Origin of the sequence: Acinetobacter pullicarnis, assembly GCF_006352475.1 — a bacterium.
Lineage (GTDB): Bacteria > Pseudomonadota > Gammaproteobacteria > Pseudomonadales > Moraxellaceae > Acinetobacter > Acinetobacter pullicarnis.
Genome location: NZ_VCMZ01000001.1, coordinates 925164 through 951266 on the forward strand (window position 1 = coordinate 925164; position 26103 = coordinate 951266).

Here is a 26103-nt window from a genome sequence, read left to right on the forward strand (position 1 = left end):
TGAGTGCTAGAATGGCGCGCAAAGTTTGACGGGGTTTAACCACGCGTGAGAGTCGGTTTGCGTGTTGCATTGATCGCAATGCTGCTACAAATCGCTGTATTTTTACAGCCACTATTACCAGAGCAAATGCGAATTTCTGTGGTCTGTGTGACGATTGCCGAAATTGCGCTAAACCATCTTGGTCCAACGCAACAATCTACCGATTTAACTCGAAGCTCGCAGAATACTGCACAACAACAGCATGATGTATCAAGAGCTTCTACAACACATCAGCACCATCCACAAAAGTCCACGGATCATCAACATCGCTCGGCTGGGCATGACTGTCCTTACTGTACGGTTTATAGCAACTTAATCAGCGGACTCGATTTAAGTGCGAAAGCCAGTGTGGTGCGCATCTATATACGGCTACTAAATTTTAAAAAACAGTTTGTAGCCGTGTACTTTGCTTTACAACGGCTTTATTTACACCCACAAGGCCGTGCACCGCCATTTCCAGTTCTTGTTCTGTATTGAAATCTTAAGCTTGGGCAGTGCCCAACGATTTTTATTGGCTCGAATTTGGAAAGTCAGATGTCTGTTATATTTAAAAAAACGATTTTAACGCAATCAATTACACTCATTTCAATGCTGGCAACAGCACAAAGTTATGCGGCTCAGCCCACTTCAGTTGTTGAGCTGCCGATTATTACGGTACAAGCAACGCGCGATGTTGAAAATCTCCCCACGATTTTAAGTTCTAAAGCTGCGACCAAATTAGATCTCACGCTTAAACAAACCCCGCAAGCGGTGAGTGTGATCACCGCAAAGCAAATCCAAAATCAGCAAATCTCAACCATGGCGGATGCACTTGAGCAAGTACCGGGTGTCTATCAACGTCGTTATGGGGCCGTTGGTGCAATGGGCGTGCGTGGTGAGTCCAGCATGTTTTATGCGCGTGGCACCCCAATTACCAATATCTCGATTGATGGAATTGCCAGTTCGGCGGCAGTCGATAATCAAATGGGCTTAAGTGTTGCTAAATTAAATCCCGCCATTTATGAGAAAATCACCGTGGTGAAAGGGGTAAATGTACTGAGCACTGGGGCAGGTAATCCAAGTGCCAGTATTGATCTCAGTCGAAAACTGGCAACGGCAATGCAGCCCACTGGTCAGTTAAATCTGAGTGCGAACAGTTTTGATCATGCTTGGGGCGGTTTTCGAGAAACACTCGATCTGCAGTCCCCGTTAAATGCAGATAAAACCATTCGTGGGCGTAGTGTGATTGCCTATAATCAACAAAACTCATTTATGCATTGGGGGGAGAGCCAAACTGGATTATTTTATGGCACCTTGGCGATTGATCCCACGCCAGAGACTCAAATTAATCTGGGCGCAATGTATCAAAAAGGCGATCAGGATGGTTTAAGCGTTTATGGTCAAACCCTATTTGCCAATGGTTTAAAATCGACAACATCGCCACGAGATAATGCGGCACCACGTTGGACCTATAATCATACTGAAACCAGTAATGCCTTTGTCGATATTAAGCATCATTTTGAAAATGGTTGGCATCTCAATTTTAATTATAATTATTTAAAGCAAAATACGGATGCTGTTTGGGGGGGAATTGCTTATTCAGCACAAACCGCAAATTATGCCCAACATCGCGGTGCTGTTTATGCAGGGATGAAACAGCTTAGTGCGGTGTCGCATGGGGTTGATCTATCTGCGAATAGAAATTACGGCCTTTGGGGGCGGCAGCATGATTTTGTTGTGGGAGCGAGCTATCAAAGTTTTAACTCAAATGATGTATATAGCTATACCGTTGGAAAAGACTGGGTCGATTTAAACACATGGAATGGTCATGTGGTTGTTCCGAGTGACCTAAAAACCGGTCATCGCGCAATTACCCTCACCAATACCAGTCAACATGGTGTCTTTGCAGCCACCCGCCTCAACCTATTAGACACGGTGCATGCCATTTTAGGGCTGCGTCTATCGAGCTATGATATTTTGTCGCTGGAAAATGGCGAAGTAGGCCATGATTTCTCAGGGCACAATGTGGTGACCCCTTATGCTGGGCTAATCGTTGATCTCAATCAAAATATTTCTGCCTACGCCAGTTATAGCAATATTTTTAGACCACAAACGGCACAGAAGTTGGATAAGTCACCGATTGGGCCACTAGAAGGCAATAGCTATGAAGTTGGAGTAAAAACCAGTCTCAATGAAGATCGCTTAAATTTGAGTGCGGCCTATTTTGAATCCCATTTAGAAAATAGTCTCGAATTTCAAGGGCGAAGACCGAATGGTTATGCCTATTATCGTGCGGTAAAAGGGGCGATCACTTCTGGGTTTGAACTTGAAGCGCTGGGGCAATTAACACCGGCATTGAGTTTACAGGCAGCCTATACGCAGGCCACAACGCTGGATAAAGGCAAACGAATTAATTTAGAAATTCCAAAGCAAATGTTTAAATTACATACGCTTTATCAATTGCCTGCGAGTTTAAGTCAATGGCGTATTGGCGGTGGACTCCGCTGGCAAAGTGATATTTTTGATGCCACAAAAACCGGAGCTGCCTATGTCGCACATCAGCAAAAAGCCTTTGCTGTGGCTGATCTGTTAGTAAAATATCAAATGAATGCCGATACAAGTTTGGGCTTAAATATAAATAATATTGGCAATTGTCATTACCGAACCAATGTTTTGCAATCGACCTATGCCGATCCGCGTAGTTATATTCTGTCCTTGAACTATCGGTTTTAAGCGATAAGACAGCAGTCTCGTATTTTGCAGAGGGAGCCATAGGCGTATGGCTCCCTCTATCATTTATATGTTTAGCTTTTTATTATAAATATTGCCAGATCGGTTGATTGTGCAAATGGCTCCCTCATAAAATTTAAAAGTGGCACTCGTTTAGCGTATTTAAAAGGGCAATATTGAGGGTATGCAGTTTGTTTTGCGCAATCAAATGTCGCGCTAAAAGAACCAGACTGTATGCACAAGGGTTGAGGAATAACCCGATGACATAATATTAAATAATAGATTTTAATCTGTTTTAAAAGACAAGCAGGGAGATTTGCAATGACTGATCAGAGATGCGCTCAAGGATTAATTTATACCTCTGTACACGACAAATTTCACAGAACCCTTATCCTATCAGGGTTCTGCCTTCTTAAAATTGCCAAAATTTCCTTAAACTCTTCTTTTTTCCCAAAACCAATTAAACGCTGAATCGCCATTTGAACATAGTCTAAACCATAGCGAAATAAACTCATTGAGAGTCGTCCATGCTTCTTTATTTTTATCACTTTTTTTTGATCATGTTGCCATTCACCCGTTAAGTAACACCAACAGAAGCTTATAGCTAACACCGCAATCAATTTTTTCACTCGTCTAGGGTCTGTCAAGCGCGTATTTTCAAGATTAAACCCGCGTCCTTTGAGACAACTGAATAAGGTTTCAATTTCCCAGCGTAATGCATAATCCTGAATAGCATTGGCATTAAACTGAGGAGAAACGACGAGTAAAAGCTCTCCATTTTCTAACTGTAGTGCACTTATATATAGTTTCACCCGACCAACCAAAATCCGTCGTTTACGACATTCAATTTGACCAACTTTAAGATGGCGAAATAAATCACTAATTTTATGATTCTTTCCTAAATGATTGGTGACAATGAAGTTTTTTTAACACGAATGCAGAAGTTGATGTCTTGTTCAATTAACCATGTAAACCACTGCTCACCGATAAACTCTCTGTCTGCGAACACATTCACAATACGGTCTTTACCAAAAATGGCTATAAAGCGTTGAATCAAAGCAATACGCTCTTTCGTATCTGAATTTCCACGTTTATTAAGCAATGTCCAAAGGATAGGTATCGCTATTCCACGATAAACGATTGCGAGCATCAGGATATTAATATTTCGTTTTCCCCATTTCCAATTGGTTCTATCTAAAGTCAGTTGCACTTGGTCGAATGAAAACATATTGAAAATCAACTGAGAAATTTGACGATAATCAAAATACTGACCTGCAAAGAAGCGCTGCATACGTCGATAAAATGATTGTGGTAAGCACTTGATGGGCAAGGCTTTAGATGCAGAAGAAAGATTACATGTTTGCTTTAAAATAATCACAAGCATGATGAGCGCAAAGCACTTTAAATGTGACTTGTTCCATTTTAGATATTTGTTTAAGATAAGATATAACTCATTGAGATGTGTCATAGTATTCGTCGTTAGAAAACAATTATTATGACATTATTTCAATGAGTTATCTATTTTTGTCGTGTACAGAGAATTTATACATTTACTGTGGATCCATAATCCCATTCAGTTCATTTTCGGCTGAGTGTTGATGTTCTATGCTCAACTGAAATTAAACCGCTAAATCTAACGTCAAATAAATGATGCAGCCCTGTTTATTGTTCGATAAGCAGCGTCAGTATTCGGCCATCATTTTGATCATGCAACGTCGCTCTAGTTTTTGAGTCATTTTAAATCAATTTAAAATGACTTTAAAAATGTTATCTCGCATGTTGCTTTTGATCTTCGCGAAATAATGACAAGTTATTCATGGAATGAATCACATATGCAGAAAAATACAGAACAATCTTCTAATCAATTGAGTGCCTCATTGCAAACCCGGCATTTAACCATGATGTCAATTGCGGGTGTGATTGGTGCAGCATTATTTGTCGGGTCTGGCAGTATTATTGCAGAAGCAGGACCCGCTGCCATTTTGGCTTATTTTGCGGGTGGTGCATTGGTGGTTTTTATTATGAGAATGCTCGGTGAAATGGCCGCAACTTCTCCTGATACAGGCTCTTTTTCAACCTATGCTGATCGTGCGATTGGCCGCTGGGCAGGATTTACCATTGGTTGGTTATATTGGTGGTTTTGGGTTTTACTCATGGCATGGGAAGCCTATATTGCGGGCTTAATTTTGCATGAATGGTTTCCATTGATCAGTGTCAATGTCTTTACCATGCTCATGACCATCGGTTTAATCTGCATTAACTTTATGCAGGTGAGTAAATACGGTGAAGTCGAGTTTTGGTTTGCGCTGATTAAAGTGGTTGCGATTGTTATTTTTATCATCATTGGTATTTTAGCAATTACCAAACTATGGCCTTTGGCGCAGGTCAATGGCTTTAGTCAACTTACAGCACATGGTGGTTTTATGCCGAATGGCATTGGACCGGTGATTATTGCTTTATTGGGGGTCATGTTCTCCTTTCTTGGTGCAGAGATTGTCACCATTGCAGCGTCTGAATCTAAAAATCCTGTTGAACAAACCCGCCGTGCAATTAAATCTGTGGTCTGGCGAATCTGTCTTTTTTATATTGGTTCGATTTTCTTGATCGTGTGTATTGTGCCTTGGAATGATCCTTTATTGGCGCAAACTGGATATGGTGCATATCGACGGACTTTTGAAATTCTTGGTATTCCAGGGGCGCAATGGTTTATGAACTTTGTGGTACTTACTTCAGTAAGTAGCTGTTTTGTATCGGGTCACTATACTGCATCGCGGATGTTATATTCACTGTCAAAGCGCGGTGATGCCCCAGCACTGTTCCAAAAAACCCGCGCCAATGGCACCCCTGTATTTTCAGTGTTGGCCTCTTGTTTTATTGCCTTCGCGATTGCCTGCATGAATTTCTTCGATGCAATTCAACCGAGGGAGATTTTAGATCTGCTAATGAATACCACGGGCATGATTGCGATGTTGGTTTATTTGGTGATTGCGATTTCACAAGTCAGACTCCGCCGTAAAATGGAGCGTGAGGGACAAGAGATTAAACTTAGAATGTGGTTATTCCCTTGGCTGAGTTATGTGGTGATTGCTTTTATTTCCATTTCACTGATCGCGATGGCTTTTTTAGATCAATATCGGGTATTGGTATTATCGACAGGCATTGCGGCATTTATGGTGATGCTGATCGGGATTCTGGTACAGAGCAAAGCCAAGAAGAAACTGTTACAACCGCAAAAACTTGAACGCAGTTATTTTTAGCAGTAATTCCGTGGCGTGGTGAAACGAGAAAATTTCCCCTAGCCCGAATGCTCGTCAGTTAAGATTTCTTCATGATTCAAATGCCCCTCATCCCAGCCTTCTCCCCCAACGGGCATAGGTATCTACACATCTTTTGATATATGGATTACGATTCAAAGCAATCCATCCTTGCGCAGCAACGCTGCTCATCCATTTTTCTAAGGAAGGAGCGTTGTGTAGCATAAACTAGGCTTTGAATTCCCAAAAAAGTCCCCCTCTTTGGAAAAGAGGGGTTAGGGGAGATTGGGGATTTCTGAAATTCAATGAAATTTGCATTCAGCCCTAAATTCCAAATCTAAACAGGACCTAAATACCTTGTATTAAGCTCAAATAGATTACATATTTCGACTACATATATTTCTTAAATATTTGTGTAGATACCTATGCCCAACGGGAGAAGGGGCTTTCAAACATAGTTTCATCAATCAAAAACGGCAGTATTTATCTTAGATGTGGAATATATTGCACAACTGGGAAGCAGGTTATTTTATTTTTGAGGGAAGATATCGTGTTCTTTGAGGCACTGTCTTAAGACACTAAAGGCCATCAGCATTTCTTTTTCAGCAACACAAGCAAAACCCAGTAATAAGCCACGGGTACTTTGCTGCGATGGTTGATCAAAATACTGCGACAGTGGGCGAACTTTAACCCCACGCACCAAGGCCAATTGGGTAATCGAAACATCATCGGCATAATCGGGGAGTTTTAACACCAAGTGTAAACCTGCTTCATGGCTATATTCATGCACAAAGTCAGGCCCTAAATAACGCTCAATCAGTTCAATTAAAAATGCACGACGTTTGGCATATAACAAACGCATGCGTCGAATATGCGCGGCATAATGACCTTCCTGAATAAACTCAGCCAAGGTGCGTTGGGTGAGCATATTCCCACCGCGATATAACTCGGCAGAGATCACTCTTAATGCTGCAACCAGATTTTTCGGCACCACCATATAACCAATACGCAGTGATGGATAAATGGTTTTACTAAAGGTTCCCATATAAATTACTGGGGTATTTTCTTCGAGTCCCTGTAATGATGGGAAAGGCTGACCAGAAAAGCGAAACTCACTGTCATAGTCATCTTCAATGATCCAACTTTTATGAATCCGCGCTAATTCTAAGATTTGTCGACGACGTGCCAAACTTAAATGTGAACCCAATGGATATTGATGTGAGGGGGTCAGGGAAATTAACTTGGGAATAGGGGCATCTGGATCTGGAATCATTCCCTCATGATCGACCGCCATTGGATGGATGGTGAGGCCATTCATACGCAAAATATTACGTGCGCCCCAATAGCCCGGATCTTCGATCCAAACATGGTCATTTAAATCACACAAGGCACGTGAAATAAAATCGACGGCTTGATGAATGCCTTCGGTAATTAAGATCTGATCCGCATCGCAACGGACTGAACGCGCTACACGCAGGTATTCGGCCAGTGCTTGTTTAAGCTCAAGGCAGCCGCCATCACTGGTGTAGATCAGTCCTGAAACATCCGCCTGACGACTTAAACGCATTTGAATTTTGCTAAATTCGGCATGCGGAAATTCGGTAACATCGGGAATACCTGGTACAAAAGCTCCCCATTGATAGGGTGAAGACGCAGCATGTTGTAAAAATGCTGTGCCACGCTGCGATAGATGTTTTAAATCAAAACTACTTTTGTTTTTGGGGGCAGCTTCGTTTCGAGGAACATTCAAATAATTTTCTGGCAAGGTTTCTGCAACCCAAGTGCCACTGCCTGTCATGGCCTGCACATAGCCTTGGGCTCCCAATTGCTCATAGGCATTGAGAATGGTATTGCGGGAAACTTGTAGCTCTTTGGCCAAGTCACGCGATGCAGGCAAGCGGGTCTTGGGTGCCAAAACGCCATCAGTGATGGTGTCTCTGAGGCATCTGAATACCCGATGATAGAGCGCACCTTCGGTTTGTTGTTGTAGGCGTTGTAATAGATGATCACCCAATAAGCTGCGCAAAAAACACTCTCCTGATATTTGAAAAATCCATTTTAATTGCGTGGTTTACCATACACGAATTCGCAGAATGGCGCTTTGAGATTTTATATTGAATTACTAAGTTTATGATTGCATGGTTTATTTTGAAATTAAGCGGGTAAAAAGTAGCACGTATAAGCTGCACTCTATCCTGCGCCAACAAAATGATTTAACAATGAAATTGGCTCCTAATCAAGTATAAGAAGTGGCACTGGTCACTCCCTGATAAACGCGCGACATTAGAGCTATCAAATTGAGCAACATTGAGTCGAACAACATCGAAGTGAATCGCGATGTTAAGCAAAGTCAGACTTTGCCGTTGAACGATTCAGGCGCTCCCAAATGCATGGTTAAAATAATCAGAGGTATGAAAATGGATAATCAATACTTAGCACTGAATGCACGTAAACAACAAACCACGCCACGCGGTGTTGGCGTGATGTGCGACTGGTATGTAGAGCGTGCCGAGAACGCAACATTATGGGATCAGCAGGGTCGTGAATTTATCGATTTCGCTGGTGGAATTGCAGTATTAAATACTGGACATCGCCATCCAAAAATTATGGCAGCAGTGACTGAACAACTTGGAAAGTTCACTCATACTGCTTATCAAGTGGCACCGTATGAAAGTTATATCAGCTTAGTTGAAAAAATTATTGCACGTGCACCAATTAAAGGCCCGGCCAAAGCAGCATTGTTTACCACTGGTGCAGAAGCAGTTGAGAATGCAATCAAAATTGCACGTGCTGCCACCAAACGTCATGGCGTAATTACTTTTGGTGGCGCTTTTCATGGTCGTAGCTTTATGACCATGGCGATGACTGGTAAAACCGCACCGTATAAGCGTGATTTTGGCGTGATGCCATCTGGGGTATTTCATGCGCGCTATCCAGTCGCGATTAATGGTATTTCAGTTGATGATGCGATTGAAAGCGTAGAAGAAATTTTCAGTGCCGATATTGCGGCACATGATGTTGCTGCGATTGTGCTTGAGCCTGTACAAGGTGAGGGTGGTTTCAATGTTGCACCACAAGAATTGATGATTCGCTTACGTCAGATTTGTGATCAACACGGTATTTTATTGATTGCCGATGAAGTCCAAACTGGTTTTGCGCGTACAGGCAAATTATTTGCGATGGATCATCATCCTGAAATGAAAGTCGATATGATGACCATGGCAAAAAGTCTCGGTGGTGGTTTCCCAATTTCAGCGGTGGTGGGGCGTGCAGATGTCATGGATGCACCGAATCCAGGTGGCTTAGGCGGAACTTATGCCGGGAATCCATTGGCTGTGGCGGCAGCACATGCAGTCATTGAGGTGATTGAAGAAGAAAAGCTCTGTGATCGTGCCAATAAACTTGGAGCACAATTGATTGATGTGCTTGAAGATTTAAAAGACACGCATAGCTTTGTACGTGATATTCGTGGCTTGGGTTCGATGATTGCGGTTGAATTAGCAACAGCAGAACAAACCAAGGCGATTCAAGATTTTGCGATGAGTAAAAACTTGATATTGTTGAGCTGTGGAAAAAAAGCCAATGTGATTCGTTTCCTCTATCCATTGACTATTCCAGATGCGCAATTCCAAGCGGCCTTAAGTATTTTAAAACAAGGCTTTGCAGCAATATCCTCAAATAAAGTGAATGAAACTGCATGATCAATCAAAAATATCACGCCTTATTAAACCATGCGGATATCACATTTGAAGCGCCTGCTTCAAATGCTGCGATCCAAGTGAATGATGCAGCAACAGGTGATGCGCTTGCATGGGTTAAAACTCATACGCAAGCCGCTGTTGAAGCAGCGATTTTGCGTTCACAACAAGCGCAAGCCGCATTTAAAAAACTAACCACCTTGCAACGTGCCGATTTACTAATGAATTGGTATCAATTGATCCTCAAAAACCAAGAGGATTTAGCACAGATTCTAACCGCTGAACAAGGTAAGCCACTGGCTGAGGCGCGTGGTGAAATTGGCTCTGCAGCATCCTTTATCCGTTGGTTTGCAGAACAAGCCCGTCGTGTCGAAGGCGATATTCTGCCATCGGCGCAAGCACAGCAACGCTTATTGGTACTGAAACAACCCATTGGGGTGACCGCCGCGATTACGCCGTGGAATTTCCCCGCTGCGATGATTGCCCGTAAAATTGCACCGGCATTGGCTGCAGGTTGTTCAATGCTGATCAAACCTGCAGAGCAGACCCCTTTAAGTGCTTATGCTTTAGAGGTTTTGGCAACACAAGCGGGCTTACCCGCAGATGTGATGATCACCCTCAGTGGGGATGCCGTAGCAGTGGGTAAAACCCTATGTGAAAGTGATGTGGTACGTAAACTGAGTTTTACTGGGTCCACCGAAGTGGGTCGCATCTTAATGCAACAATGTGCGCCAACCATTAAGAAGCTTTCGCTTGAACTGGGTGGCAATGCACCTGTGATCGTGTTTGATGATGCCAATATCGAACAAGCGGTCAAAGGCATCATGGCGAGTAAATTCCGTAACAGTGGCCAAACCTGTGTTTGTGCCAATCGTGTTTATATTCAAGCCGGTGTATATGCTGCGGTCAGTCAGCGCGTGATCGAAGAAGTGAACAAGCTAAAAACCGGGGATGGTCGGGTAGATGGGGTGACTCAAGGCCCATTGATTGATGAAGAAGCGATTGCCAAAGTGCAAGCGCATATTCAAGATGCGGTCAGCCAAGGTGCCAAAGTTCAAGCTGGTGGCCAGCGTGTTGCCGCAGACAACACTTTCTTTGAGCCAACAGTATTGACCGATGTGACTCAAGCGATGCGCGTGGCACGTGAAGAAACCTTTGGGCCATTGGCACCACTGTTTCGTTTTGAGACTGAAGATGAAGCGGTCTTTATGGCCAATGATACCGAGTTTGGTTTAGCGGCTTATATCTTCACGCAAAGTTCAGCGCGTCAATGGCGTGTTGGTGAGGCGCTTGAATATGGCATGGTGGGCATCAATACCGGACTGATTTCCAATGAAGTTTCTCCTTTTGGGGGCATCAAACAATCGGGTCTAGGTCGTGAAGGTTCGCAATATGGCATTGAAGATTATCTTGAAATTAAATATATGTGCCTTGATTTATCTGAATAATCCAAAGCTATCGCCTTGATTGATCTCAGCCAGTCCGTGTCATGCGGGCTGGCTTTTTATTGAGCCTAAAGGGGCTATCGCTTGGACGCAATCCAACTCAATAAATGAAAAACTAGACCGATGAGTTCTGCTTTAAAGCATAAGGTGATTGAATCTTCTATTGTGTTGTCTTCATAATGAACCTCAGATTTAGCATTATTTAGTATGAAGAAAAGGGAGTTTCAACAGATCATGACTGCGTATTATCAACAATTAAGTCGAAGCACAGATGCCAGTGGCACGGTCACCGCACAGTATTGTTCAAACATTCATGCCCAAGGTGCATGGAATCCACATGAGCAGCATATGGCACCAGCCAGTGGGCTCCTTGCTGCCGAACTTGAACAGTTTTCACCACGTGATGACATGCGGATTGGACGAATTAGTTATGATATTTTTGGTCTGATTAGTTTTGGTGAGTTCTCGATTGAAACATCGGTGATTCGTGCAGGTCGAACCATTGAATTGTTAGAGTCGAAAATGCTCGCCAATGGCAAAACTTGTGTGGTGGCACGTGCTTGGCGGATGTGTATTCAAGACAGCAGCAGTGTGGCTGGTCTTGAAGATCAAGCGATACATCATCCAGATCAATATACGCTTTGGTCGGGTTTAGAAAAATGGCCAGGTGGTTTTATTCAATCACTTGAAGCGCGCTCAAATGAACAACATCGTGCTGGTAAAGGCGTGGTGTGGTTAAACAATGAAAAACAAATGGTTGAAGGACATGCCGCCAGTGACTTTGTACATTTGATGGGCATGTTGGATACCGCCAATGGGATTGTGCCTCGTCAAGAAGGCCAGTTTGAATGGGCATTCCCAAATCTTGACTTACAAGTACATATGTATCGTGCGCCACAAGGCAGATGGCTTGGCTTAGAAACGGTGCAACAATATGGCACCGATGGGATTGGTCTCACCAGTTCGGTTTTACATGATGTTTATGGGCCATTTGGGCGCAGTGAGCAGATTTTAACTTTAAGGAAACTGGGGTAAAAAGTCCGCTTCCTCAATAGGTTAATACAGCCCTCTTTTGAGGGCTTTGTTATTTTAAGTTGCTTACTTCGTAAGCCAATTGTTTATACTGCTGAGTGGGTTAAATAAATTCAGCGAGAGTAGAAAACATCATGTATTTACATCAAAAAATAAAATTAGGCCTATTTTTACTCGGTAGTCTGTTGCTTACAGCTTGCGTCAGCAGTAATAGCGTGATGTTTGGTAGCACGCCTTTAAAACTTGATTATTCTGAGCTACAAGCAAAAACCGCCAACTTGTTTTATACCAATTTAAATCAGGGCATTGGGATTGGGGTGATACGAGATGTGATGCCAAATGCCAACAGCCATTTAACCGCGTGGACGCAAGCCATGATTGCTGAGCAAGAAGGTCAACGGGGCAGTGCCTTAATTAAAAAACAACTGGATCAGATCACTTATTATGAGGTCATTGATCAAAGAGCACAGGTGAAAATTATCTATGTATTTGGTGCCAATGAAAAAAATACCGCACTGCTAATCAAATTCTCGAAATTCCCGGTTGATGCCGTGATTCCCGATACATTTATCCAGAATCTCTATAATTTTAAAGCGTTCTAATCGGAATGGAGTGCGATTTTTTCTTGCAGCGCGAGTGTTTGTGGATGCTTGATCATCAAATAAAGGAAGATCGCAGCGTTTTAATTAACAACTCATATAAGTGATCAATGGCTTTTTCCCCACGCGATGCGGTACTTCGATAGACTGAAACTTGCATCGGCTCCAAGGGGCCAAATCCATGTTCTGCACCCAAAATTTTTAAATGAGGCGGAGCACTACATTGGGTCACGATTGCAATGGCCAAACCACTTTCTACGGCTGCAATTTGACCAACCAAACTCGAACTATGATAGACCACCCGATAACGACGCCCTTGCAAAGCCAATGAATGTATTGCGCTACGTTTCGCTAAACTACTGCTTTCATAGACAGCGATGGGAAGAGGATCTTGGCGCCAGATTTCAAAGTGGGGCGAGCCAACCCAAACCATTGGTTCGTGAAACAATAACGTGCCTTGACGTGCATGGTCTCTTGAAATCAGGGCTAAATCTAAATCGCCATTTTCAATACGTGGAATTAAAGCGGTGGATTGTTCACAGTACAATTCAATTTCAACTGCACTATAGAGTGGTGCAAAGCGTTTTAGCACGGGCGTTAAGTATTTTCCTGCATAATCATCAGGCACGCCCAAGCGAATTCGCCCGCTCAGCGCTTCACCATTGAAGGCGATCTGCGTCTCATGATGCAAATCTAAAATGCGCCGTGCATAGCCTAAAAGGAGTTGACCCTCTGGCGTGAGTTGAATCTGCCGATGGCTTCGAATTAAAAGTTGACAATGTAAGGTTGCTTCAAGTTTTTTGAGTTGCATGCTGACTGCAGATTGAGAGCGGTAGAGCACCGGTGCTGCACTTGACAGTGAACCCGTATCAACCACGGCAACAAAACACTTTAACCAATCGATTTGTAGATTTTGTAAATTCATAAGATTTTAGTTATTCGATTTTCGAATAGTATATTCGAGGATTATGCGCTTTTCATTCTTTATTTATCCACTCATAATTTAACAAGAAATAAAGGGGGAAATTTCCCTAATCTTCATCAGGTTATACTTACTTATATAAATTACATAGGTGTTTAAGAACTGTTAAGGAAAACGACTTTGTCTAATACAGATCAAGCAATTTATAGCTTAAACCGATCTGAAGTTTGGTCTGGTTTTAAGCGACTCCTGCCAATTTCATGTTTTGTTGCTGTCTTTGGGGTTGCCTTTGGATTGGCTGCAACACAAGTTGGTTTGAATAATAGTGCCATCATGTTGATGAGTGCCTCTGTTTTTGCGGGAGCATCTCAATTTGCCACTTTAGAATTATGGGGGCAAACGGTTTCTCTGATCCCACTGATTGTCGCCGTATTCTTTATTAATGCTCGACATTTGTTGATGGGTGCATCGCTTTATCCTTGGTTACGCCATCTTCCACCCTTTAAACGCTATGGCATATTGCTGGTCATCTCTGACGCAAATTGGGCGTTCTCGCTTCAGGCATTTAATCGTGGTGAGTCTGGCATGGGACTGTTGTTTGGTGGAGGGCTTGCGCTGTGGTTATTCTGGCTGTTGGGAACATGGCTGGGACTGGCTTTTGGCAATCTGATCCACAATCCGAGCATGTTCGGACTGGATATGGTGATGGCGTGTTTTCTGTTGGCGATGGTGGTGGGTGGACAAAAAGATTTTCGAATCTTTGTCATCTGGAGCATTGCCGCAGTAAGTTCATTATTGGCTTATCGCTATCTCCCTGAAAATAGCCATGTTGTGGTTGGTGCCTTAATTGGTGGCATCGTTGGCGTATTCTGGCAGGAGAAGCGCACATGAATCTAGAAATTAGTACCAGTTATCCATTTGTTATTATTTTGATTATGGCAATTGTGACTTTGGCGACACGTTGGGGTGGGGTGTTGATAATGTCCTATATCCCAATTGGCGACCGAGTGCAGCGTTTTATTAATGCGATGTCGGGTTCAGTTTTGGTTGCCTTGTTAGCCCCGATTGCACTGGAAGGAGATAATGGTGCACGGCTTGCTTTACTCACCACTGCAGTTTTAATGCTCGTGGTCAAAAAACCGATGGTATCGATTAGTGCTGGTATTTTGGCGGCTGCTTTATTTAGACAAAGTTTTATCTAATGGATTGCAAGGCAATGCAGCAAGAAAAAGTTTCAGTGGTGTTGATTCCCGGTTTTATGTTAGATGGAAGCTTGTGGGATGATGTCGTTGCAGCCTTGCCAAGCACATGGCATATCGTTCGCGCCAGTTTAACGCAAGGGAACAATATCGCTGAGATTGCTCAATATATTGCACAACAGGTGCCAGAGAGTTTTATATTGATTGGCTTTTCATTGGGGGGGTATATTGCACGTTCCATTGCCGAACAGTTTCCTGAACGTGTGACGGGCCTAGTTTTAATTGCATCTTCATTACGCTCAGATACTGCACAGCAAAGAGAACATAAACTGACTGCGATTCGACTCAATACGAAAGAAAGCTTTCGCGGTTTAAGCTCCATCTCGATTATTAAAACGCTCCATCCACGTCATGCCAATAACATCACCCTGATAAAAACAATCCAAGCGATGGGTAAAAACTTGGGGTATGCAAATTTTGTGAAACAGTCGCTGCTTGATCGCAGTCATTATGATATGCACAAAATTAACTGCCCGACGCTGATTATTGCCGGTGCGGAAGATCAGCTACGATCCGCAGAAGAAGCCAATGAACTTTATCAACAGTGCAAACATGCGCGTTTAGTCAGCATTAAAAATACAGGTCATATGATTCCATTAGAACAACCTCAAGTATTGGCTGGGATTATTCTACGGTGGGTTGGGACGTGGGTTTTTTAGTCATAATCATGGCTCAGCGTACTACTTACTCTCCCAATCTGCCCTTGAAGAAGACTCCAGAAAACTCATATTTCTAGACTGGTTAAAAAGTGAAATGATGTTGACTGAGCAAAAAATTAAGAGATGAAAACTATTTGAAATTTCTGTATATATGGAATTGCATATATATGAAAACTCATATATAAAGGTCTAATAAAATATCAATTGAGTTTAATTCGATGATAACGTCATCAAAAATTAAGATTTATCACAATCCCGCTTGTGGAACCTCTAGAAATACGTTGGCTTTGATTCGTAATACAGGCATTGAACCCACGATTATTGAATATCTCATTACACCACCTGGTTATGAAGAATTAGTGAAATTGATTCAGGATGCCAAATTAACGGTAAGAGAAGCCATTCGCCAGAATGTAGATCCTTATCGAGATTTAGCGCTTGATCGTCATGATTTGAGCGATGAACAGCTGCTTGGTTTTATGCTTGAATATCCAATTTTAATTAATCGTCCATTTGTTGTTACTGAATTGGGAACTCGTTTAAGCCGCCCATCGGAACGCGTATTGGAGATTCTATCTTTACCGCAAAAGACGACATTTACCAAAGAAGACGGTGAAAAAGTGATTGATGAAAATGGGCAACCTGTGAATTAAGTTTTTACTTTTTTATAGAATTATCCGCATATCCAAATAAGCGAATGAGAGATGAGAATGGACCAAGTTATTTTTTTTAAATGCTTAGCAGATGAAACTCGACTCAATATCGTGACTTTAGTCGCTGAGCATAAAGAGTTATGTGTTTGTGATTTGACTGAAAAGTTACAACTGAGTCAGCCAAAGATTTCTCGGCATTTAGCGTTATTGCGTTCTTCTGGCCTCTTACAAGACAGAAGACAAGGCCAATGGGTGTATTACAGCATTAACCCACAACTCCCAACGTGGTGTCATGAGGTTCTGAATCTCTTGGTTTGTAGTCAAACTTTAACAAGTAAAGATTCCCAAACGATTCAAATCAATAGTTATTGTGAGTAAAAAATCATGAAATTTCTTTTTTTATGTACTGGAAATAGTTGCCGTAGCATTCTGTCAGAAGTGCTTTTTAACAGTCGTGCACTTGAGGGGTGGAAAGCATACAGTGCTGGTAGTAAGCCATCAGGACAGGTACATCCATTGACCATTGAAACGCTGGAAAACCTTGGGCTTTCAACAGCGGGTTTGTGGAGCAAAAGTATTGATGACTGTGAGCAATATCAACCTGATGTCGTGATTACAGTTTGCGATTCAGCGGCTCAGGAAGCTTGCCCACTTTATTTAGGGGGTGCAATTAAAGCACATTGGGGATTGGCTGATCCTTCACATTTAGATCGACCTAAAGATGAAAAGTTAGCGGCATTTAAAGTCACAGTGGAGCAGATCAATCGTCGTTTAGATGCTTTATTTGCATTAGATACAGCAAATATGTCTCGTTCTGAATTGATTGCAGCAATCAATCAGATCTCAAGTATTGAATGAGAACATCATGACTCAGCAAAGATTGTCATTTCTAGACCGTAACCTAACGCTATGGATTTTTATTGCGATGGCCTTGGGGATTGCAATAGGTGTTTTTTTGCCTCAAGCATCTATTGCATTGGATAAAATGAGTGTTGATTCGGTCAATATTCCAATTGCGCTTGGCTTGATCTTGATGATGTATCCGCCTTTGGCAAAAGTAGACTATGCAGCGCTCCCCAAGGTCTTTAAAGACAAAAAAACCTTAACTTTATCCTTGGTTCAGAACTGGATTATCGCACCTGTTTTGATGTTTGTGCTCGCGATAGTATTTTTGCATAACGATCCAGAATATATGACGGGTGTAATCCTAATTGGTTTGGCACGCTGTATTGCAATGGTCTTGGTTTGGAATGGTTTAGCTTGTGGCGATAACCAATATGTTGCGGCCTTGGTTGCATTTAATAGTATTTTCCAGATTTTATTCTTCAGTACTTATGCTTGGTTATTCCTAACCTTCTTGCCACCCTATTTCGGTATTGCAGGGCAAGTGATCAATGTAGATTTCTGGACCATTACTCATGCGGTATTGGTTTATTTAGGAATTCCATTTTTTCTTGGGTTTTTGACTCGTTTGATTTTGGTGAAAGCCAAAGGCTTAGACTGGTATCAACATGTTTTTTTACCAAAAATCAGTCCATTAAGTTTGTTGGCCTTACTTTTTACCATCGTCGCAATGTTTAGTCTCAAGGGTGGCGATGTGGTAAGTCTACCTTTAGATGTGATTCGTATTGCCATTCCATTAACAATCTACTTTATTGTGATGTTCTTCATCAGCTTCTTTATGAGCAAGTGGATGGGGAATGACTATCCAAAAACGGCAGCAATTTCTTTCACTGCTGCTGGAAATAACTTCGAGTTAGCATTGGCAGTCGCGATTGCAACTTTTGGTCTAGCATCACCTGTCGCATTTACAACCATTATTGGGCCATTGGTTGAGGTACCAATCTTGATTGCTTTGGTCAGTGTGTCCCTATGGCTCAGAAAAAAGTATTTTAAAACGGTGTAAATGTCATGAATCTTCCAAATATTGATATCAAACTTCTTGAGCCGTCTACCTTAGAAAAAGTTCAAGCAAAAGCGCTAGATCATGCCCCACGCATCTTATTGTTATATGGTTCGAATCGTGAGCGTTCATACAGTCGTTTGGCGGTAATGGAGGCGGGACGAATTCTTGAGTATTTGGGTGCTGAGGTTAAAATTTTTCATCCTAAAGGTTTGCCATTACCCGACGATGCGGATATGGAACATCCAAAAGTCAAAGAATTACAGGGCTTGTTGAGCTGGTCAGAGGGTATGGTGTGGTGTTCACCTGAACGTCATGGGTCGATGAGTTCTATTTTTAAATCTCAAATTGATTGGATTCCTTTGGCGGGGGGTGCAATACGTGCAACCCAAGGGAAAACATTGGCACTCATGCAGGTCAATGGTGGCTCGCAGTCTTTCAATAGTGTAAATCAGATGCGTATTTTAGGGCGTTGGATGCGGATGATCACAATCCCGAATCAATCTTCAATTCCGAAAGCATTTTTAGAATTTGAAGAAGATGGACGAATGAAAGCATCGCCATATTACGATCGAATTGTGGATGTGATGGAAGAACTCTATAAATTTACTTTGCTGACGCGTGGTCAAAGTTTGTATTTAACAGATCGATATTCTGAGCGTAAAGAATCTGCTGAAGAATTATCAAAACGGGTGAATCAGCGTAGTTTATAGGGGAATGCTTCCTGCAAATAATTGAGATAAAAACGCTATTTCGATTAAAGAAACAACCGCCATTAATGAACTGAACCCCATAAGTTGGACACAACTTACGGGGTTTTTTATGAAATATGATCTAGCGTTTAAAGACAGATAGTGTGAGATTGAATATTTTAATTAAATCAAAGCCATTTAAGTTTTTATGGGAGTCAATCTCAACGTGTTTTTGCCACATAATTTAAGGTTATTCGATTTTCTACTTTCAAGCTCGATTGTTTAAGGGAGCATTACTGGTGCGGAAGATCAGCTACGATCCGCAGAAGAAGCCAACGAACTTTATCAGCAGTGCAAGCATGCGCGTTCAGTCAGCATTAAAAATACAGACCATATGATTCCATTAGAATAATCTCAAATATTGGCTGGGACTATTTTACGGTGGATTGGAGGATGGGTTCTTTAGTGATAATAATGGCTCAGCGTATTATTTACTCTTCCAATCTATCCTTGAAGAAGACTCCAGAAAACTCATATTTCTAGACTGGTTAAAAAGTGAAATGATGTTGAGGGAGTAAAAAAATCGGGGGGATGATAAAGTGATCTAGGAAAATATGATCGCGTTATGATTTCAGTCAGCATCAATACACAAATTATTTAGTCACCAAACTTAAATTATAAAAAATAATCTAAATGATATTTTTTGCACTTAAATTATTGGATATAAAAAATGAATAAAGTGTATGTCTAAGATATAAAGTTATACCTATCAAGTTCTCGTAAAACCAAGCTAAAAGTTGCATATTACACTTTTCTAAGTCAAACGGAATATGGCAAGGGATATGCAAAAAAACCCGATACACATGGTAGTTAATCAAGGTTTATCAAACTTTCAGTGGCGTGTCATTACTCTTTGTTTTTTAATCGCACTATGTGATGGATTTGATACTCAAGCGGTCGCCTTTACGGGTCCTGCGATGATTGAAGCATTTCAACTTAAAGCTGGTGCTTTGGCTCCAGTCCTTACTGCTGGCATCATTGGGATGACCGTTGGCGCAATGATGCTTGGCATCCTTGCAGATAAAATTGGTCGCCGTAATACCTTGATGGCATGTATTGCAATTTTCGCAGGATCAACCTTACTCACTGGATTTGCACAAAATCTAGATCAAATTTTTATCTTGAGATTACTTGCTGGTATTGGGATGGGTGGGGCTACACCAGTCTTATTAGCACTCGCAGCAGAATATGCTCCTCAACGTGTTAAAGGTGTCGTTACCACAATTGTATTATTGGCTTTGCCTGCTGGTGCAATGTTGGGTGGATTATTAGCTGCGAAAATAATGCCAATTTGGGGTTGGGAAAGTATTTATTTTATTGGTGGTCTTATTCCACTTATATTATTAATATTAGTAAGTTGTTTTTTACCTGAATCATTAGATTTCTTAAGCCAGAAAGCAGATACTAAGAATTTAAGTGAAATTCAACGTATCTTAAAAAAGATCACTGGACAAGATATTCAAATCAACAGTGATGACATTAAAGTTAATACGGATACGCAGGCCAATAAGTCAGTAACACTTGGGGTGTTATTCCAAAAGAATTTGTTTAAAACTACCGTTGGTGTATGGGGGACTTATTTCTTTAACTGGATCGCGTGGTTTATGTTGTTGTCATGGTTACCAACAATTTTAAAACAAGCAGGTTTAAATCCACTTGAAGCGCCTTATGCATCTGTAACCGTAAATGCAGCATTTATTTTATTTGCAATACCATTGGCTTATTATCTTCCGAAAATTAATACCGTGAAGATTCTATACTTTATGTTTGCTTGCGGAATCGCTGTAGCCGTTGCACTCGGTTTAGTAATTGTTAGCCAACAATGGGCGATTGTCTTTGCTTTGATTGCACTTGCCGGTTTTGGTATTGGCGGTCAACAATTAGCATTAAACTATTTGGTTATTGCTTCATATCCTGCCGAAGTTCGTGCAACTGCAACTGGTTGGGCAATTGGTATGGGACGTATGGGGGCAATTTTAGGATCTGCACTCGGTGGTTCAGTCTTATTATCTTTTGGTTTAAGCGGTTATTTCTTTGCTTTGGCTATTCCTTTAGCGATTGCTTGGTTATGTGTAGTGATAATTCCTAAAGGAAATACATCAGCAGTTTAATCAAAGATCTTGTTTAGCTGTTGTTTGTTATACAAAAAATCCTAACGCACTAAAGGAAAAACTAATTGAGAAAGAATGGTTTGAACAAAAAGAAATTATTTTGATTTAAATATTAAAAAATCCGACACTAAGTCGGATTTTTTATCAACTCCGTCACACGACACATAAGTTGACATTGGTGCCTTTTATAAAACAAAGATTTAGGCAGCTAAGTGCCAATCAGTTTCATGAAAATACGACAGATAAGCTGACATTTTTTAGGAAAACGACACATAAGATGACATTTTGTTGAGCGACATATTTTGACGTACCTGTTCGGTAAGAGTATTGATCTTTTAGGTGAAATTTCGTACTAATATTTGTGGTCAATGTATAAGTGAGAAATTATATGAATGTTGATAATTCAGAGCTGAAAAGTGAATTCTTAAAATTATTGTTAAATTTAATGATTTCAATATTTGCAGCCATCATCGTCATTATATTAGGAAGTAAAAAATTAATTACTTCATTAACTAAGTTGCCAGACTCTTTTTCATTAATTGTTAGTTATAGCGCTACCTTTATATTTTCAATGTTCGGTTTAGTTCTGTTTGTCTATTTATTAAATGAGCTTTTCTTAAAAAGGATGCTTGAAATTCTAGATGTTGGCAAGTTTTCAACTAGATTTTATATTCTGACTTCTTTAGGTCCTGTTGGTTTAATTTCTTTGTCTGTTCTTTCTGTGATAGAAACTCTTTAATTTTAAAAGGTTAAAAATGCAAAGCTATAATGAAAATATAATCTATTTTATTAATAATTTGAAGTCTAATGAGAGAATGGGTGTAATCCACTTTTATGCTTCTTCATCTTTTGAAAGTAATGATTACTATGATGAGGCAAAGTTAGAGATTGAAGTACAATACACATCTCTGTCTGAGCATGAACAATATAAAATTAATTTATTTAGTTCAAGTTATCGTTTAGACAAAAAAATAAATAGTGAATTAGGAGGGAGAGCAAGTATCTCTAGTAGTAGCCCAGACAGTCTTGGCGCTATTTTCGTAGATCCTACGTCACTTCGTGGAAACAGGGTCGGTAGTCTAGTCATGAGCTATATAGTAAGATGGCTCAAGCAGTTTCCTGAAGAAACAGTAGTAAATAAAATAGATTTTCGACCTGAAAAGGAAGAGATGGCTAAAAGATTTTATGCTAAATTTTGTATACCCCTAAATGGCTATACAAAAATTGGCTTATTAATTGATAATGATAACTGGGCCGAAAATATAAAAGAAGCCTCATTAGAAGACTTTGTTTATGACATTTGGTCTAAGCAAGAAGAAATTAAATTCTTAGAGCTAAAAAATGAAGAGGGACATTCTAAACTTAGTAAGAGTAATAGTGAAATCTATACTTGGAAAAGTATATTTCTTGGGTTAGATGAAATTGAATTTAATCAAGATGTTTTTATTCCTAATGGGTTTGATATTTATTTTAATGAATTTAATAATAATTTTAAAAAAGATAGAGACGTTTTGAGGAGATTGATTAACGACTATGGTAGTTTGGAATATAAATTGGAAAGAGAAACCTTGATTTATAACAATATTAAAAAAGCGATAGCAAGGGAGAGCGTTGAAAGAGCAAGAGTTGTTAAAATTAATTATATTTTTAGAATAATAAAATGGAGATTAATTAATTACTCTCCAATTCTTATTATATTGTTTGCTGGTTATTTTCTGTATAAAAATTCGTTTTGATTATTTTTGATTTTAAAATATCCTTTATTTTTCAATTTATTAACGTTTTATCTTGCATGGTAATAATTTGGATTTTTGGGCTATCTAAGACTTCTAATATTTTACTTTGTCTAGATTCAGAAAATGTATTAACCCCCAATTAAAACGGACACTCAAAATTAAGATCTAGGCATAGAACTAGAGTTAAGGAGTGTCTTATGGAACGTATTGAAGTTATTACATCAGTTCAACGTCGTAGACGTTATACAGGTCAACAGAAAGCACAGTTTGTTGCCCTGACCATGCAGCCCGGATCATCCGTTTCTTCTGTTGCCAGGCAGTATGGCATTACCCCAAGTTTACTGTTTAAATGGAAAAAACTTATGCAAGATGGTGGGGTAACTGCTGTGGAAGCCAATGATCAAGTCGCCAGTGTTTCAGACTACAACGCACTACTAAAAAAAGTAAAACAGCTTGAACAAATGTTAGGTCGAAAGACTGTCGAAGCAGAAATTCTCAAAGATGCCTTAGAGCTTGCACAGACAAAAAAGTACATATCGCACATGCCCTTATTGCCGCCAGACGATACCCAATACAGCAAATAGCCGTAACCGTAATACTCGGTGTTTCGAGATCGAACCTTTATCGACGATTAAAGCAGCCAAACATGATCTCTCGTTCGAGGTATAACAAAGTAGAGGATCACATTTTACTGCCTATGATTCGGGACATCTGTGACCAACGACCGAGCAATGGCTATCGGCGTGTTACTGCTCACCTCAATCGTCACTTAAAGGCAAATACGATATCATTGAAACAAGTGAATCATAAGCGTATTTACCGCATCATGAAGCAGAGCGATTTACTTTTAACTCGATCTGAGCCACTTCAGAATGATCGTACACATGAAGGCAAAGTCATTGTGTCTGCGTCGGATAAGAGATGGTGTTCAGATGGCTTCGAGATTAAATGTTGGAATGGTGAAAAAGTACGGGTGATCTTTAGCTTAGACTGCTGTGATCGAGAGATCATGAGCTATGCTGCAACGACTGAAGGAATCAGCAGTGAAATGGTCTGTGACGTGCTTGTGCAGAGTATGGAGCGACGTTTCGGTGCAGTCTCTCATCTACCACAAAGGGTTGAATGGCTGACAGATAATGGCAGTTGTTACATCGCTCGATCAACACGCACATTCGCTCAATCATTAGGTTTTCTTGTTTGTACAACGCCAATTCGTAGCCCACAAAGCAATGGCATGGCTGAAGCGTTTGTTAAAACCTTAAAGCGGGATTATGTCTATTTGAGTGATGTACCAGATGCAGAAACAGTCATGAGCTATTTACCCATCTGGATTGAAGACTATAATTGCAATCATCCGCATAGTGGGCTAAAAATGAAATCCCCTCGGGAGTTTCGCTCGATAAAATTAGCAAGTTAACTGTCCGTTTTTACGGGGGCTAACACACATTAATGTAACAATCTCGAAATATGTATCAAAAATCTTGCATTATCTGTCATTCAGCGACCATTACCTGAAGGCTTTAAGATATCGAAATTCCGAAAGTTATCGCCTCCAATCAAGTAATAAAAAATAGAGCCATTAGGCTCTATTTTTTATTTCAAGGAAATTTCATTTGTCGCTAAGGAAAACTTATATGTCGCCTACGCAACTCAAAACCTTACCAGCTTAACGCACCGCCAGTTTGATAATCAGTCACACGCGTTTCAAAGAAGTTCTTCTCTTTACGCAAGTCCATCATCTCAGACATCCATTGGAATGGATTGGTCACACCCGCAAATTGCTCTGGTAAGCCAAGTTGTGCAAGACGGCGGTTACAGATGAATTTTAAGTATTCTTCCATCATGCTGGCATTCATACCAAGTACACCGCGTGGCATAGTGTCACGTGCGTATTCGATTTCAAGAATAGTACCTTCCAAAATCATTTGAATGACTTCTTCTTGGAATTCAGCAGTCCACAAATGCGGGTTCTCAATCTTGATTTGGTTAATCATATCGATACCAAAGTTCAAGTGCATTGATTCGTCACGTAAGATGTATTGGAATTGCTCAGCAACACCATTCATTTTATTACGACGACCCATACTCAAGATTTGACTGAAACCACAATAGAAGAAGATACCTTCAAGGACGCAATAGAATGCGATCAAGTTGCGAAGCAAGATTTGATCTGTTTCAGGAGTACCCGTTTTAAAGGTTGGATCACTGAGCGATTGTGTATATTTCAGACCCCAAGCGGCTTTACGTGCAACTGATGGGACTTCGCGATACATGTTGAAGACTTCGCCTTCGTCCATGCCCAAAGACTCGATACAGTATTGGTAAGCATGGGTGTGAATCGCTTCTTCAAATGCTTGACGCAAAATATACTGACGGCATTCTGGGTTGGTAATATGACGGTAAATTGCCAAAATTAGATTGTTGGCAACCAGTGAGTCAGCAGTGGAGAAGAAGCCCAAAGAACGCATCACGATGGTACGTTCATCGTCGGTTAAACCGCCTTCAGATTTCCAAAGTGCGATGTCTTGGGTCATGTTAACTTCTTGTGGCATCCAATGGTTTGCACATCCATCCAGATACTTCTGCCAAGCCCACTCGTATTTAAACGGAACCAATTGGTTTAAGTCAGCGCGGCAGTTGATCATTGCTTTATCATCAACTTCCACACGACCAGCACCCATTTCGAGTTCTTCTAGACCAGGCGCAACATCAAGATGCTCTAGGGATGCAGATGCTCTTGCCAACGGATCGGCTGGATCTGTTGCTCGATTTGTACGGGCTCCAGCGGATTGTACAGCAGCCACATGCGGCGATGATGACTGTGCATCAGATACCACTTGTGTAGCAGGCGTTTCCTGCGTGCTGACGGTTTTAGGCTGGTGTTCAGGTGTAGCCGGTTTCTGCGAATCATCTTCAAAATCGTCCCAATTTAGGATAGACATATCAAATACTCTCTTCGTTACTTATATCTTTTATCTGACATCTGCTTCAAGGAGATGTCATGAATATACGGGTGCCATGTGTAAGTAAAATTAATTTTTACGCCTCATAGCTTGATTTAAACAACAATGCAAAGCCTTTTATTTATCTTGCTGACGCTGTTTACGAAATTTTAGAAATGCATAAACGATTGGCGTGTAGAAGAAAATAAAGGCGGCTACCAGCACACTTAGTCCAAGCATATAGTTATGGGTCATGTGTGGCACGGTATTACCTCAAGCATTGATTCAATTCCCTCATCTCGTACAAACCCTGTGATTATCACTTTATTGGGCTGCCCCTTTTTTAACGAGATTAAGTCGGGGGTTAAGGGCATGAAAAAAATTAATCGA

Annotated in this window: 24 protein-coding genes; 19 read left to right on the forward strand and 5 right to left on the reverse strand. The window is 40.9% G+C overall.

The genetic code is table 11. From position 1 onward, the window contains the following. Positions 1–57: 57 nt before the first annotated feature. Together FD716_RS03905 and FD716_RS03910 are read left to right on the forward strand one after the other, a co-directional pair. Positions 58–516, forward strand: coding sequence for a DUF2946 domain-containing protein (locus FD716_RS03905; RefSeq protein ID WP_267285303.1), 459 nt, complete (start codon positions 58–60; stop codon positions 514–516). Between the two features lie 57 nt (positions 517–573). Further along, positions 574–2751 carry a TonB-dependent siderophore receptor gene (locus tag FD716_RS03910; RefSeq protein ID WP_139851052.1) on the forward strand — a complete coding sequence of 726 codons (2178 nt, stop codon included), beginning with the start codon at positions 574–576 and terminating at the stop codon, positions 2749–2751. 374 nt (positions 2752–3125) lie between these two features. On the opposite strand, the gene FD716_RS03915 is transcribed toward FD716_RS03910, so the two are convergent. Beyond that, a protein-coding gene (locus tag FD716_RS03915; RefSeq protein WP_088631513.1) for an IS4-like element ISAba1 family transposase occupies positions 3126–4216 on the reverse strand; the annotation gives its coding sequence in 2 pieces (ribosomal slippage) (positions 3126–3676 and positions 3676–4216; 1092 coding nt in all). Positions 4217–4580: 364 nt separating this feature from the next. Between FD716_RS03915 and FD716_RS03920 the strand changes: the two genes are divergently transcribed. Next, complete coding sequence (locus FD716_RS03920; RefSeq protein WP_139851053.1) at positions 4581–6005, forward strand: amino acid permease; 1425 nt, start codon at positions 4581–4583, stop codon at positions 6003–6005. A 526-nt stretch (positions 6006–6531) separates the two neighbouring features. Here the strand turns inward: FD716_RS03920 and pdxR are convergent. Then, positions 6532–8028 carry a MocR-like pyridoxine biosynthesis transcription factor PdxR gene (gene pdxR, locus FD716_RS03925; RefSeq protein ID WP_139851054.1) on the reverse strand — a complete coding sequence of 499 codons (1497 nt, stop codon included), beginning with the start codon at positions 8026–8028 and terminating at the stop codon, positions 6532–6534. A gap of 391 nt (positions 8029–8419) precedes the next feature. On the opposite strand from pdxR, the gene gabT reads away from it, so the two are divergent. The 4 genes from gabT (at position 8420) to FD716_RS03945 (ending at position 12779) form a co-directional block, all read left to right on the forward strand. Next, positions 8420–9703 carry a 4-aminobutyrate--2-oxoglutarate transaminase gene (gabT, locus tag FD716_RS03930; RefSeq protein WP_139851055.1) on the forward strand — a complete coding sequence of 428 codons (1284 nt, stop codon included), beginning with the start codon at positions 8420–8422 and terminating at the stop codon, positions 9701–9703. Next, on the forward strand, positions 9700–11148 hold the full coding sequence (locus FD716_RS03935; protein WP_139851056.1) for an NAD-dependent succinate-semialdehyde dehydrogenase: 1449 nt from the start codon (positions 9700–9702) through the stop codon (positions 11146–11148). The genes gabT and FD716_RS03935 overlap by 4 nt, the downstream gene beginning before the upstream one ends. Before the next feature lie 231 nt (positions 11149–11379). Continuing rightward, complete coding sequence (locus FD716_RS03940) at positions 11380–12180, forward strand: thioesterase family protein (RefSeq protein ID WP_139851057.1); 801 nt, start codon at positions 11380–11382, stop codon at positions 12178–12180. Positions 12181–12311: 131 nt separating this feature from the next. Then, a complete protein-coding gene (locus FD716_RS03945) occupies positions 12312–12779 on the forward strand; it encodes a hypothetical protein (RefSeq protein WP_139851058.1) in 468 nt (155 codons plus the stop codon). Between the two features lie 55 nt (positions 12780–12834). Here the strand turns inward: FD716_RS03945 and FD716_RS03950 are convergent, their stop codons facing one another. Further along, positions 12835–13701 carry a LysR family transcriptional regulator gene (locus FD716_RS03950; RefSeq protein WP_139851059.1) on the reverse strand — a complete coding sequence of 289 codons (867 nt, stop codon included), beginning with the start codon at positions 13699–13701 and terminating at the stop codon, positions 12835–12837. A gap of 177 nt (positions 13702–13878) precedes the next feature. Here FD716_RS03950 and FD716_RS03955 point away from each other — a divergent pair, with 177 nt between their 5' ends. The 12 genes from FD716_RS03955 to FD716_RS04015 all read left to right on the forward strand — a co-directional run bounded on the left by FD716_RS03955 (position 13879) and on the right by FD716_RS04015 (position 24188). Further along, positions 13879–14589 (forward strand): AzlC family ABC transporter permease, encoded by a 711-nt coding sequence (locus FD716_RS03955; protein ID WP_139851060.1) that lies wholly within the window; start codon positions 13879–13881, stop codon positions 14587–14589. Then, positions 14586–14900 carry an AzlD family protein gene (locus tag FD716_RS03960; RefSeq protein WP_139851061.1) on the forward strand — a complete coding sequence of 105 codons (315 nt, stop codon included), beginning with the start codon at positions 14586–14588 and terminating at the stop codon, positions 14898–14900. Before FD716_RS03955 ends, FD716_RS03960 begins: the two co-directional genes overlap by 4 nt. 14 nt (positions 14901–14914) lie before the next feature. After that, the gene (locus FD716_RS03965; protein WP_139851062.1) at positions 14915–15616 is read left to right on the forward strand and encodes an alpha/beta fold hydrolase; all 702 of its coding nucleotides are present in this window, start codon (positions 14915–14917) and stop codon (positions 15614–15616) included. Between the two features lie 218 nt (positions 15617–15834). Continuing rightward, positions 15835–16269 (forward strand): arsenate reductase (glutaredoxin), encoded by a 435-nt coding sequence (gene arsC, locus FD716_RS03975; RefSeq protein WP_139851063.1) that lies wholly within the window; start codon positions 15835–15837, stop codon positions 16267–16269. Positions 16270–16326: 57 nt separating this feature from the next. Further along, positions 16327–16647 (forward strand): metalloregulator ArsR/SmtB family transcription factor, encoded by a 321-nt coding sequence (locus FD716_RS03980; protein ID WP_139851064.1) that lies wholly within the window; start codon positions 16327–16329, stop codon positions 16645–16647. Positions 16648–16653: 6 nt separating this feature from the next. Further along, on the forward strand, positions 16654–17127 hold the full coding sequence (locus FD716_RS03985) for an arsenate reductase ArsC (RefSeq protein WP_139851065.1): 474 nt from the start codon (positions 16654–16656) through the stop codon (positions 17125–17127). 7 nt (positions 17128–17134) lie between these two features. Next, entirely contained in the window at positions 17135–18175 is a 1041-nt protein-coding gene (arsB, locus tag FD716_RS03990) for an ACR3 family arsenite efflux transporter (RefSeq protein WP_139851066.1), read from the forward strand. A 5-nt stretch (positions 18176–18180) separates the two neighbouring features. Next, positions 18181–18885 (forward strand): arsenical resistance protein ArsH, encoded by a 705-nt coding sequence (gene arsH, locus FD716_RS03995; protein ID WP_139851067.1) that lies wholly within the window; start codon positions 18181–18183, stop codon positions 18883–18885. An 821-nt stretch (positions 18886–19706) separates the two neighbouring features. Beyond that, positions 19707–21035: an MFS transporter gene (locus tag FD716_RS04000; RefSeq protein WP_171476984.1), complete on the forward strand. Its 1329-nt coding sequence runs from the start codon at positions 19707–19709 to the stop codon at positions 21033–21035. A gap of 388 nt (positions 21036–21423) precedes the next feature. Next, positions 21424–21774, forward strand: coding sequence for a hypothetical protein (locus tag FD716_RS04005; RefSeq protein WP_139851069.1), 351 nt, complete (start codon positions 21424–21426; stop codon positions 21772–21774). A 16-nt stretch (positions 21775–21790) separates the two neighbouring features. Continuing rightward, a complete protein-coding gene (locus FD716_RS04010) occupies positions 21791–22771 on the forward strand; it encodes a hypothetical protein (RefSeq protein ID WP_139851070.1) in 981 nt (326 codons plus the stop codon). A gap of 197 nt (positions 22772–22968) precedes the next feature. After that, positions 22969–24188, forward strand: a protein-coding gene (locus tag FD716_RS04015) for an IS3 family transposase (RefSeq protein ID WP_139851071.1) whose coding sequence is annotated in 2 segments (ribosomal slippage) — positions 22969–23296 and positions 23296–24188 — 1221 coding nt in all. Because the reading frame shifts where the segments join, the coding sequence is not laid out codon by codon here. 241 nt (positions 24189–24429) lie between these two features. Here the strand turns inward: FD716_RS04015 and FD716_RS04020 are convergent. Continuing rightward, the gene (locus FD716_RS04020) at positions 24430–25713 is read right to left on the reverse strand and encodes a ribonucleotide-diphosphate reductase subunit beta (protein ID WP_139851072.1); all 1284 of its coding nucleotides are present in this window, start codon (positions 25711–25713) and stop codon (positions 24430–24432) included. Between the two features lie 138 nt (positions 25714–25851). After that, the gene (locus FD716_RS04025) at positions 25852–25968 is read right to left on the reverse strand and encodes a preprotein translocase subunit YajC (protein WP_215895446.1); all 117 of its coding nucleotides are present in this window, start codon (positions 25966–25968) and stop codon (positions 25852–25854) included. Positions 25969–26103: the final 135 nt, after the last annotated feature.